Consider the following 12,403-nt stretch of genomic DNA (forward strand, 5'->3'; position numbering starts at 1 on the left):
AGCGCCGCAGGTTGGGGGACGAGCTTTGGGGGCTTGGTTGCGAGCAAGCGGGCGGGGTTGCCTGCTTCGGAGTGCCGCGGTCATGCGCGCGGCATCCGGGGCGGGCCTCGTCTTGAGCGCGATCGCTCTGATCGATCCCGTCCAGGCACAACAGGTCTTCAACGGATCACAGACCACGCCGAACGGCATCGTCAACGGCGGGGGCGGCGTCTGGGACAACACTACGACCAACTGGACCGACGTCTTTGGCGGGACCAGCACGGCCTACGATCCTGCGTCAGCCGGCACGCTGTTCGGAAGCAGCGCTCCCTCGACGCCGGCGACGGGCGGCACGGTGACGGTGACGCCGGGCGGCGTGCAACTCACCAGCCTCGTGGGCTTCGACCTCACCGCCGACGGCTCGATCTATACCATTCAGGGCGGCGACCTCAGGCTGGCTGCGGGCGGCACCACGTTCGTCACCAACGATGTGACCGGCACTGCGGATCCCTCGGCCGTGATCGCCTCCCGCATCGTCGGCAGCGACGGCATCAATGTTCAGGGACCAGGTATCCTGGCGCTGCTCGGCGCGAACTCCTATACCGGCGGCACTTTCATCTGCAATTGCGGATCCCTGCAGCTCGGTGACGCGACCCATACCGCGAGCATGGTCGGCGCCGTCACCAACGAGGGCCTCTTCAGCGTCGTCAATGCCGACACGTCGGGAATCACGTCGATCCTGAACGCCTTCTCCGGCACGACGATGTTCCTCAACGCAAGCTCCGCCGGCTCGATCGTGATCACCAACAACGGCCAGGTGTATTTCGGCGATCCGCTCGGAGGTGGAGCCGACACCGCGACGGCCGGTCGGGCCACCATCATCAATGACAGCGGCCTGATCGGCTTCTTCGGACGGACTAATGCAGGCACGGCCAACATCACCAACCAGAATGGCGGCGGCACGATATTCATCGAGCAATCTTCGGCGGGCTCGGCGACGATCGTGAACAAGGATTTTGGCGGGACCGTGTTCGGGACGTTCGCCGGCTCCGACACGGCGACCGCCGGCAATGCAACCATCATCAATGAAGCGGATGGTCTCACCGATTTCGGCGCGTTCACCACGGCCGGCAATGCCACGATCATCACCAAGGACGGCGGCAGGACCGAATTCTTCGACAACTCCACCGGCGGCAACGCACGCTTCATCACCACCGGGACCGGCGTCGTCGATTTCGGTGGAGGCACCGGTCCGGCCGGCGATGGTCGCATCACCGCAGGATCGATCGAAGGCAGCGGCTTCTACTACATCGGCGGCGGCAATACCCTCGTCGTCGGCGGTAACAACCTCTCGACCGAGGTCAGTGGCGTCATCGGTGATACCTGCGGTTGCGGTCCCGCCGGCCCCGGCTCGCTGGAAAAGGTCGGCAGCGGCACGCTGATCCTCTCGGGCGCGAATACCTACACCGGCACGACCACGGTGAACGGCGGCATCCTGCGGGTCGATGGTGACATCTCACAATCGAGCCTGACCACCGTGAATGCAGGCGGTGCGTTGTTCGGCGCCGGAATCGTCGGCAATACCCTCATCGCCAACGGCGGCATCTATGCGCCCGGCGACGGCGGCCCGGGCTCGAGCATGCAGGTTCAGGGCGATCTCGCGCTTCAATCCGGCTCGGTCTATGCGGTGCAGGTCGGCAGCGGATCCAGCACGAGCCACGCGCTCGTCACCGGCAATGTCGCGCTGGACGGCACCGTCGGCGTCGCGCTGTATCCGGGCGCTGCGGTGATGAAGCGCTATTCGATCATGAACTTCTTCGGCACCTCCGTCGGGAATTTTTCGGGCGTTGCCGCGCCGGGTGGCCTCATCGGCACGACGAGCGTCGGGTCGAACGAGGTCTTCCTCGATTTCACGCTGAACTACGGCGCGAAATACACGCTCAACGTCAACCAGCAGAACGTCGCGACGACCCTTCAGAACTTCTTCAACACCAACGGCTTCCTGCAGGCCGAACTCGCGGGACTTGGTCCCGGGGGCCTGACGCAGGCCTCGGGTGAATCCGCAACGGGATCGCAGCAGACGACGTTCAATGCGATGAACCTGTTCATGAGTCTGTTGACCGACGTCTTCAGCTCCGGACGCAGCGGCACGCCTGGCGCGTCGCCATTTGCCGCGGACGCGAATGCGCGCGACAAGAGCGCGCGCGACGCCTTCGCCTCGATCTACCGCAAGGCACCGGCGGCAACGTTCGAGCAGCGCTGGGATGTGTGGACGGCCGGCTATGGCGGCTCGCAGACCACGGACGGCAATGCCGGCCTCGGCTCGAACAACACGACCAGCAGCGTCTACGGCACTGCCGTGGGCCTCGATTACCGCTTCTCGCCGTCGACGATTGCGGGCTTTGCACTCGCAGGCGGCGGGACCGCCTTCAACGTCAACGGGCTCGGTTGGGGGCGCTCCGACCTGTTCCAGGCCGGCGCCTTCGTGCGTCATACGGCGGGACCTGCCTACATCACGGCGGCGCTCGCCTATGGTTGGCAGGACGTCACGACCAACCGCGTCGTGACGGCTGCCGGTTATGACCAGCTGCGTGCGCAGTTCGACGCCAATGCCGTGTCGGGCCGCATCGAGGGCGGCTATCGCTATGCCATGCGGTGGGCCGGCCTCACGCCGTATGCGGCGCTCCAGGCCACCTTGTTCAGCCTTCCCAGCTATGCAGAGGCAGCCGTGGTCGGCAGCAACGTCTTCGCGCTCAACTATGCCGCCAAGGACGTGACCAGCACCCGCACCGAACTCGGCCTGCGCGCGGACAGGTCGTTTGCCGCGGCCGGTGGCCTCATGACCCTGCGCGGCCGCCTCGCCTGGGCGCATGACTACAATCCGGACCGCACTGTGGGCGCGGTGTTCCAGACCCTGCCGGGATCGGCTTTCGTCGTGAACGGTGCCGCCCAGGCGCGCGATTCGGCTCTGACCACGGCATCAGCGCAGATGAACTGGATGAACGGCTGGTCTGCATCGGCGACGTTCGAGGGAGAGTTCTCGAACCTCACCCGCTCCTACGCCGGCAAGGGCGTCGTGCGCTACGCGTGGTGAGGCATGGTCGCCTCCCTTGAGAGGGAGGATAGGGGAGGCGTCACTGCTTCTTCTGCGGCGGCTTGCGCGGCGGGCGCGGGGCGGCAGTGGGGGCCGGCGTCCCACTCATCTTGTTGGCGGCCTCGCTGACGTCGAGCAGCGAGCGACGGATGTCCTCGAGGTAGCCGGCCGATTTCTTTCTCATGGTGTCGGCGAGCTCGTGCAGCCCCTGTATCTTCTCGAACAGCTCGTCGGCCTTGCCGTCGACGAAGCCGGGCACCACGCCCTCGATCTTCGTGACTGCCTTATCAAAGCCCGCGAAGGCGGTGTCGACCTTGGCCATGACGGAGTCGATTTCGCCACCCTTGCTCCGGAGGTCGGCGGTGTAGTCCTCGAACGTGCGCAGGCCCTCCTTGATCGCAGGGGCGTTGCTGACGATGGTGCGGTCGACACTGTGCAGGGTGTCGACGATGGATTCGGCGTCGCTGAGATCGGCGGTCAGCACGGGGACGCCGTCCGAGTCCAGCGGCACCGGCGGCGCAGAGGGCGCGCCCCCGATCAGCGAGATCGCGGCAACACCGGTGAGGCCCTGGAACTCGATGCCGGCCACGGTGTCCTTGCGGATCGGCGCGGTGTTGTCGAGCATCACCAGCGCCACGATCCTGCGCGGATTGTCCAGCTTGATCGACAGGATCTGGCCCGCGGGCACGCCGTCGAAATTGACCGGCCCGCCGCGGCGCAGGCCGCTGGCCGAGCCGCCCTCGAACACCACGCGCAACTGGCTGCGGCTCTGGATGGTGCGCCATTTCTGCACGCCGAGCAGGCCGCCGAACGCCACGGCGATCACCGCCAGCGTTGCCGTTCCGATCACCAGATTGCTCGCGCGTGCCATGCGGGGAAGGTTTTACGGCCAAAGCAGGCAAGTTGGAAGGAGCCCGGATGGTACGTAGGGCGGGTTAGCGAAGCGTAACCCGCCGTTTTCGCCTCAGTAGTCGTGCAAATTGGCGGATTACGCTGGCGCTAATCCGCCCTACGGCATCAATGTCCGGCAACCCGCCTAGCCGCGGCGTTGTTGAGGACGATGAGGGCATCGACCGCTACGCCCGTCCTGGTGTTGATCAGGAACGGGTTGATGTCGATCGAGGCGATCCGGTCGCCGGCATCCGCGATCAAATTGGACAGGCCGACCAGCGCTTTCACCGCGGAGGCCTCGTGCAGGGACGGCTTGCCGCGATAGCCGCGCAGCTTGATGCCGGCCTTGGTGCGGCCGATCAGGAGCCGCGCCTCGGCCTCGTCCAGCGGCGCGCCGGCGAGCGCGACGTCTTTCATCAGCTCGATGTCGATGCCGCCGGTGCCGAACAGCACGACCGGTCCCATCTCGGCATCGAGCGAGGCGCCGACGACGAGCTCGAGCTCGGCCTTGACCTGCTGCGCGATCAGGATGCCGTCCAGCTTGGGCTTGCCTTTCAACTTGCTCACCCGGGCGGTGATGGCGGCAAACGCCTTCTTCACGTCAGCTGCGCTGTTGAGGTTCAATACCACGCCGCCGATGTCGGATTTGTGCAGGATCTCGGCGCTGACGAGTTTTGCCACGACCGGAAAGCCGATCTGCTTGGCGATCTTCACCGCCTCGGCTGCCGTCTGCGCGATGGCTTCCCTCGAGATCGGAATGCCATAGGCCTTCAGGAGCTTCTTCGAGGCGACCTCGTCGAGTGCGGCGCCGCTCGCCGATTTCAGCGCCTTCTCCAGCACGGCGCGCGCGGCGGGTTTCGAGCTCGAGACGATGTCGGGCACCTCCTTGCGCAGCTTGGCGTAGTCGAGCAGCGACTTGATCGCGGTCACCGCCCGGTCCATGCCCTGCATGACCGCGAGATGAGGCAGCGATTTGCGCAAGGTCTTGGTGAAGTCGGTGAAGCCGATCGACATCGCGCTGATATAGATCACGGGCTTGCCGCCCTGGCGCGCCATGTCATCGACGATGCGCAAGTTGCGCTCGCGCAGCTCGTGCGGCGTCTTCGGCAGCTCGGCATCGACGATGACGATGTCGATATCAGGATCGTCGATCATCAGCTTGATCGACTTCATGTAGACGGAGGGATCGACCACCGCGGCAAAGCCGGCGTCGAGCGGGTTGCCGACGATAGACCCCGGCCCGAGCATCTTCGCCAGTTCGGAGCCGACGTGCGGGCTGAGCGGCGCAAAGTTCAGGCCCTCGGCATAGAAGGCGTCCAGCAGCATGCCGCGCTTGCCGCCCGACAGCGTGACCGCCGCGAGCCGGTCGCCCTTGGGCACGGCGGAGTGAACGAAACACTCGGTGGTCTCGATCAGCTCGTCGAGGCCGCCGACCCGGATCACGCCTTCGCGCGTTGCAACGGCGTCGAACGTCTCGATCGAGCCCGCGAGCGCGCCGGTATGCGCCATCGCCGCGGCGCGGCCGCCCTCGGAGGCGCCGAGCTTGAGTGCGATCACGGGCTTGCTGGCAGCGCGCGCCGCCTTGCAGGCATCGCGAAAGGCCTTGGTGTTGCGCACGCCTTCGAGGTAGACGACGATCACCTTGATGCTTGGGTCCTCGGCGAAATAGCGCATCAGGTCCGGCGTCTCGAGCCCGGCCTCATTGCCTGATGTGACCATGTAGCCGACACCGACACCGCGGTCTTCCAGCGCCTGGCGGATCGCCATGACGATCGCGCCGGACTGCCCGGCGATCGCCACCGCGCCCTGTTCCATGGTGACGATGCGATCATCGATGTTGGTGAAGAGCTTTTCGCCGGCGCTTAGGTTGCCGAGGCAATTCGGGCCGGTGACGGCAAGTCCGGTCTCACGTATCGCCGCTTGCAATTCGGCCGCGAGCTTCTGGCTTTCCTCGTCCTGCAACTCGCTGAAGCCCGAGGTGACGATGGTGGCCGACCGTGCACCGGCTGCCGCGGCATCGCGGATCACCTGGACCGCAAAGCGCGCCGGCACCAGCACCAGAACGTGATCCGGCTTTTCCGGGAGGCTCGCAAAGTCCTTGTAGCAGGGGACGCCCCAGATCGTCTCCCGCTTGGCGTTGACCGGATAGAGGCCGCCCTCGTAACCGTACTTGATCAGATTGTTCCAGATGCGTTCGGCATAATTGCCAGGCTTGTCGGTCGCGCCCACGAGCACGATGTTGTGCGGGTGCAGCATGGCATGGATGCCCTTGACGATCTCTCCGGCGTCGGGCGGTGGAGACCATGGGCGCGGAGAGACCGATGCGGCGGGCACTTGAGCTTCCATGCGCTTCCTCACTTCTTGTTCTTGTTGCAACGCGCGCCCCGCGGCGGCTTCGGGGGCTGATCCTGGCCGCTCCATGCCGCGAGACGGAATGGGCAAGACTTGACGACAAAGATTTGGCGATGAGGCTAGCATCACGAGACTTTTGGCGAAAGTGCGAACGGTCCGGCAAGATGCTAGGAAACCGTGACCCTCATTCTCTCAAATGGTGATCATGCCGCTGCTGTCCATCGTGGTGCCGACCCTCGATCGTCCCGACACGCTTCGCCACGCGCTTGCGACCATGGCGTGCCAGCCTGCGCATGCAGATTGCGAGTTCATCGTTCAGAACAATGGCGGTAATCCCGAGATTGCGAAGATCGTTGCAGACCTCAAGGACGAGCGCTTCAGGCATTTTGCCAGCGAGACCGTTCTGACCATGACCGACAATTGGGAGGCGGCGCTCGGCCACACCTCGGGCGAGTACGTCGCCTTCATCGGCGACGATGACGGGCTGATGCCCTACGCTTGTGCCACGGCATCGGAGATGCTCTCCGACCGAAACATCGATCTCCTGAGCTGGAGCGCCTACACCTATCACTGGCCGAGCTATTACCATCCGGCCTTCCGCAACCGGCTGCTCGCCGAGATCGACCTGACCTCGTCCGTGAAGCGAGTGTCGTCACGCGACGAGCTGGCGCGCATCTTCGGCTTCCAGGCGCACTATGCGCATCTGCCGATGATCTACAATTCGTTCGTCCGCCGCAGCATCATCGATCGGATGCGCGCGATCGGTGGGCGCTACTTCATCGGTCTATCACCCGACGTGGCGTCCGGTATCGCCAACGCCGCACTGACCGACAGTTTCATCCGACTGTCGCGGCCTCTGAGCATGGCCGGGTTCTCGCAGCACAGCACCGGTCACGCGCTGTTCTTCGAGACCACTGATCTGCTCGAGACGCCGCGAGGGGCGCGCGATTTCGGACCCATTGACGAGGATCCCCAACTCCCCGATCTCAACGCCCTCCAGCTCTTCATCGCCAAGGACATGCTTGTCCTCAAGCGTCTGCTGCTGGCGGATCACGGCGATGTGCGGCTCGACTTCAAGGCGCTGGCACAGGCGCTCGCGACCGACATCAACCATCGGCCGCCCCTGTATGATCGGACCGTGCAGACCATCGGCGAACTCGCCCGCACGCATGGGTTCGACGTCGCCGACATCATCATTCCTGCCCGCCTTGCGGATCGGCCGCCACCCCGCGGGGGTGTTCGCGTGACCGGACCGAACCGTGTGGTTTACGAGCTGGATGGTTCTGCGCTTGGGCTCAATTCGATTGCGGACGCAGTGCGCGTGATCGCGCAGTTCGTTCCGGATCAGGGGCCGCTCGATCCTGCCGCTCTGAAGGCTCCCGTGTCCTCGCCGGTCCTCGGCGTGAAGGAGCTCGAATTCGCGCATGGCGGAGCGGGCGTCGCGGCGTTGATCGAGGGATGGAGCGAGCCGGAGCAATGGGGCACCTGGTCCATTGCCAGGAATTGCGTGCTCCGGTTCGAGGTCCATCCCATTCCGTCACGACCGGTCGAGCTTGTGCTGGCGTGCCGGGCCTTCGTTTCCGACAGGAATCCGCAATTGCGGGCGGCCTGCCGCGTCGGCAACGGAGCGCCGCAGCAACTGACATTCTCGAGAGAGGCGTTCGCGGGCTTGCGCAGGTTGATGCTCGATCCCGCCGCGATTGCCGCCGACGGGACGTTGACCATCAGCCTGTCGCTATCCGATCCACGCTCTCCCGCGGATCTCGGACTGAGCTCCGACGCGCGACCTCTCGGCATCGGGCTCGAGCGGATCTGGCTCGATCACGACGTCCGCATGGCACGAGGTGGGTGATCGCCACCGCTCAGTACCCCAGCAGGCTCAGCTTGTGGGCGTAGTGAAAGACGACCTGCCTCGCGAGATAGGGGGCGATGGCGCGGCGAATCTGGATCTGTGTCGGATCGAAGCCGAGAGCGCGGCGCCGCAAGATGCCCATCTCCCGGACGCCGATCGCGTAGGTCGACGCCGTCTTCTGGGCATCATGGATTCGGAAGCAGGCGAGAAATCGCGGCAGGCGCACGAATTTGAATCCCGCGGCCTGTGCCCGCAGGATGAAGTCCCAATCCATCGCGTAGTGGAAGCTCTCGTCGATCGGGCCGACCCTGTCCCACACGCGCCTGCGCCAGAACATCGTCTCCTGCGGGATATAGTCGGCATATTGCAGCGCGCGCCCGTCATGGGGCGGCAGCACGGCACGGCCGACCTCGAGTCCCTCGCGATCGACGAAGACGCGATGGCCATAGACGATGTCGACATGCGGATGCGATGTGAAGTAGTTGGCGACATAGGCCAGCGTCCCCGGCAGCAGCATGTCGTCGCTGTTGAGATAGGCCATGATCTCGCTGTCGACGCCGGCGAAGCCGAGATTGATGGCGTTCGATTGTCCGCTGTCAGGTTCGCTCTTCCAGCTGATGCTCTCGCCGCGGCTCTTCAGGAGATCAGCCGTGCCGTCGATCGAGGCGCCGTCCTGCACGTGGTAATACAGGTTCGGATAGTTCTGGCTCACGATGCTGTCGATCGTGGCGCCGAGATATTGCGCCTGGTTGTAGCTCGGCGTGACCATCGCGATCCGCGGTGCATTTTCGTGGATCGAGGGTGCCGGCGGGAAGGCCGTCAGGTTGAGCAGACGCGGAGGATATTGCTCGAAAGTCCACATCGGCGGACGCCGCCAGAGGCTCCGGAGCGAGGATCGCCTTTGCCCGGCGGCGATGAGATCCTGATTCCTTTCGAGCAGCGCGACGCGATTTTCGAGCTGCTCCATTCGCTGTTCGAGGCGCTGCCTGAACTCGTCGTCCATCTATCGAGCTTTCGCAAATTACAACGTACAATAATCAATGGGACCTTCTTACAGGTCTCTGGTCGACGGCGCCAGTTCACGGTCGCGTCAAACGCGATGGACCGGCGTGTCCGGCGCGATTTGAGAGGGCTCGATCGTTCCCGGACGGGCCGATTGCGAACCGCTATTCACGCGCTTCGATCAAGGTGGCATGCATGACATAGCGCTCCGGCCCGGACGTAACGGCGTCGAACGGCCAGCAGGTCGTGAGCACGAGTTCCACACCCTGCGTCGAGGGATCGATGCCCGACGCGTCGAAACGGACAACGGCCGAAGAATCCGCCCGATAGCGAAAATGCCTGCCGTCGCGGCGGGTGATCTCAACGATGTCTCCGACGGCAACATTCCGCAAGAAACGGAAATGTGTGTCACGATGCGCTGCGTATACGGCAACACCGCGCTCGCCCGCATCAGCCGTTCGGCTGATATGGCCCGGCCCGAAGGCAAGCGCCTGGCCGCTCGTACCTTCCAGCACGATCGCGCTGGCGCCTATCCGCTTCACCTCGATCCGCGCGACCGGCCAGGTATCGGCCCATGCCCATGGTTTGATCACCTCGCCAGTCGCAAGGCTCTTGTCGAACGCGCGCTCCAGCAGCACCTGCGCCAGCCACGCCTTGGCATGGATGTAGGCGCCGTCGCCGAACAGGGTGAGGCCGATCAGTGCCAGAACCAGGAGAGATGAGAGGCGGGGCATGACATCTACTCTCGTCATTGCGAAGCAATCCAGATTGTCTGAACGGCGGCAGTCTGATTGCTTCGTGGCTTCGCTCCTCGCAATGACAGAAGAAAAGACGCGCGCGGCCGTTGGTATGGGACGGGCAGCCGCGCGCGCTAACAGAGGAGTTCGGGGAGGCTCCTCTCTCAAGCGGCGTCGGTGAGCAAGAGCCGACGCCGGTTGAACACGAACAGGATCAGGGCGAGCACGATCAGGACCAGGCCTGCGATCATCTTCAGCTCGGCTGAAGTTGCTGTCTTGGGCAGACGGATCGCGTCAGGCGCTGCGGGTGTCGGACGCCGCGCGGCGGGTGAGGTGCTCGCATCGGCATGGCGTTCACGCAAGTGTGCCGGGACCTGCGGCCGTTCGCCGAACACCTTCTCGAAATCCCAGCCGGCGGGCAGGTTGATCGGCAATTCGCTGAGCTTGAGCGGCGCGCCTTCGGGCCGGCTCGGCGTCTTGTCGACGGCGACAAGGCTGGTCAGGCGCGTGACGATCTGATGGTCGAGCGCCAGCGCCAGGATCGCCTTGTCGGCCTCCTCGGGCGCGAGCTCCCGCATGGCGCGCGCCACTTCGGCATCGCCGATCTTGCGCTTGGCCCAGAGCTTTGACAGGCCATTGCCTTCGGCGGCATTTTGCAGCGGCAGCGTCACTGACCATGGACGGTCGCCGACGCGGCCCCTGATCTCGAGCGAGCCTGCGAGCCTGTCGAGCTTTGCTGCCAGCACCAGCGGCTCGTCGCGATAGACGTCGGGGATGATCGCCGGGGTCACGTCGGCGTTGGCCTCGGAGAATTTCGCGGTGAGGCCGGTGACGGCCGGATTTTCCAGCTTGGCGAACAAGCCGCGCATGCGCTCCTCCACCTGCTCGACGGAACCGATATGGGTGAAGGCACCACGGCCGAGCTCGGCGGCGCGGGTCATCAGATAGGTGTTCGGCGCCGAGCCGATGCCGACCATGAAGACGCGCGAGCGGCCGCGCATCGCCGTGATCGTTTCGAACAATTGCTGTTCGTTGCCGATTGCGCCGTCGGTCAGGAAAACGACCTGGCGAACCATGCCGGTGTCGCCGAGCTTGTCTGCCAGCGCGGCGCGCATTGCCGGCACCATCTCGGTGCCGCCGCGCGCCTGCAACGCGCTCACGAACGAGGTTGCCTCGCCGACATGGGTAGCGTCTGCCGTCACGGAGGTTGGAAACAGCATGTCCATGGTATCGTCGAAGCGAATGACGTTGAAACTGTCGGTCGGCTGGAGCCGGGACAGAGCGTAGGCGAGGCTCGCCTTGGCCTGGACGATCGACGTGCCGCCCATCGAGCCCGAATTGTCGATCACGAACACGACCTCACGCGGCAATGGCTTTTGTGTCGTCTGTTCGGCGCTGGGCGGAGTGACGAAGGCGAGCAGGTAGTCGGCGTCGCCGACATGTTCGCGGAACAGGCCGACCGATGGCGCCTTCTCGGCGGCGGCCTTCCAGGTCAGCTCGAAATCGCGGTCAGCCGGGACGGCGCCGTCGGCGAGCGTGATGACACGCGCCATGTTGTCCGGACTTTCGATCTTGACCTTATGGTGGTGGCTCTTGACCTCGCCGAGCGCGAAGCCGGCCTTCAGGCGCACCGTGATGCTGGTCGGATTGACCGGTGCATTCCTGGCGGGATCGAGCACAGGCGGCGAGAGGCGGTCGCGGTCCGGTACCGGGTCCGAGGTCGCCGCGCCCCAACCCGATCCGTCCTTGCGGAAGTCGACGCTCTGCACGATCGGCGCCGGATTGTAGCGCGGTCCGACCACCAGCGGCAGACGCAGTGAATATTCGTTGCCGGAGTGATGCACCGGCTCCTGATATTCGATCTGCACCAGCACGGTTTCGCCGGGGCCGATATTGGCGACCGAGTTGGTGAAGATGTTCGGCCGCTCCTGCTCCGTGAGCGCGGCCCTCTGACCGGTGCGGCGTGCCTCTTCGTAGATCACGCGGGCCTGCTGGCGCTCCTTGATGTCGCCGACGATGACGCGGTCGCCGACGACCATCTTCAGCGTATCGACGGCGCCGCCGGTCGCGAGCGGATACACATAGGTTGCTTCGACCCGGTCCTTGGTCGGATTGCGGAAGATTTGGGTGACGCGCGCGCGCAGCGTCGGGCCCGAGACCGTGATGTCGACGTCGGTGCCGAGGCGGATCGCTTCGGTGGTGGCGCCATCCTCCTTCAGGAGAAGGGAGCCGGACTTGGCGTCGCCGGGCTGGAGCAGGCTGGCCTGCTCGGTCGTTGCCGACCAACTGGTTCCGAAGCTGACGAGCAGGGCCACGAAGGCCATCAGCATCACCGCGATGCCCTGCGCGAGAAGAAACAATCCGAGCTTGATCAGCCCCGTCAACATGGGGTGCTCGTCGTTGTCGGCTGTGTCGTAGGTGTCCATTGGCCTGCTCCCGGAAGGACGTTTGCTGGCTCTGAGCATTCGCTGGGAGGGGCCGATTTCGCGAGCAGAA

7 protein-coding genes are annotated in these 12,403 nt (G+C 64.9%); 2 read left to right on the forward strand and 5 right to left on the reverse strand.

Features of this window, described 5'->3' with window-relative positions; translation table 11 throughout:
* Positions 1-82: 82 nt before the first annotated feature.
* A complete protein-coding gene (locus tag XI04_RS12945; RefSeq protein ID WP_271609544.1) occupies positions 83-3,073 on the forward strand; it encodes an autotransporter outer membrane beta-barrel domain-containing protein in 2,991 nt (996 codons plus the stop codon).
* 40 nt (positions 3,074-3,113) lie between these two features.
* Here the strand turns inward: XI04_RS12945 and XI04_RS12950 are convergent, their stop codons facing one another.
* Both XI04_RS12950 and XI04_RS12955 read right to left on the reverse strand, forming a co-directional pair.
* Positions 3,114-3,944, reverse strand: coding sequence for an MlaD family protein (locus tag XI04_RS12950; protein WP_095424981.1), 831 nt, complete (start codon positions 3,942-3,944; stop codon positions 3,114-3,116).
* A gap of 146 nt (positions 3,945-4,090) precedes the next feature.
* Positions 4,091-6,310: an acetate--CoA ligase family protein gene (locus XI04_RS12955; protein ID WP_038970708.1), complete on the reverse strand. Its 2,220-nt coding sequence runs from the start codon at positions 6,308-6,310 to the stop codon at positions 4,091-4,093.
* Between the two features lie 211 nt (positions 6,311-6,521).
* Here XI04_RS12955 and XI04_RS12960 point away from each other — a divergent pair, with 211 nt between their 5' ends.
* The gene (locus XI04_RS12960) at positions 6,522-8,168 is read left to right on the forward strand and encodes a glycosyltransferase family 2 protein (protein ID WP_271609545.1); all 1,647 of its coding nucleotides are present in this window, start codon (positions 6,522-6,524) and stop codon (positions 8,166-8,168) included.
* A gap of 10 nt (positions 8,169-8,178) precedes the next feature.
* Here XI04_RS12960 and XI04_RS12965 read toward each other — a convergent pair whose 3' ends face one another.
* From XI04_RS12965 to XI04_RS12975, 3 genes are all read right to left on the reverse strand, one after another.
* A complete protein-coding gene (locus tag XI04_RS12965; RefSeq protein WP_271609546.1) occupies positions 8,179-9,171 on the reverse strand; it encodes a glycosyltransferase in 993 nt (330 codons plus the stop codon).
* 163 nt (positions 9,172-9,334) lie between these two features.
* Positions 9,335-9,904, reverse strand: a complete 570-nt coding sequence (locus XI04_RS12970; protein WP_271609547.1) for a class GN sortase — start codon at positions 9,902-9,904, stop codon at positions 9,335-9,337.
* A 167-nt stretch (positions 9,905-10,071) separates the two neighbouring features.
* The gene (locus XI04_RS12975) at positions 10,072-12,333 is read right to left on the reverse strand and encodes a marine proteobacterial sortase target protein (RefSeq protein ID WP_271623706.1); all 2,262 of its coding nucleotides are present in this window, start codon (positions 12,331-12,333) and stop codon (positions 10,072-10,074) included.
* Positions 12,334-12,403 lie beyond the last annotated feature (70 nt).

Origin of the sequence: Bradyrhizobium sp. CCBAU 11430 (assembly GCF_028128855.1) — a bacterium.
Lineage (GTDB): Bacteria > Pseudomonadota > Alphaproteobacteria > Rhizobiales > Xanthobacteraceae > Bradyrhizobium > Bradyrhizobium ottawaense.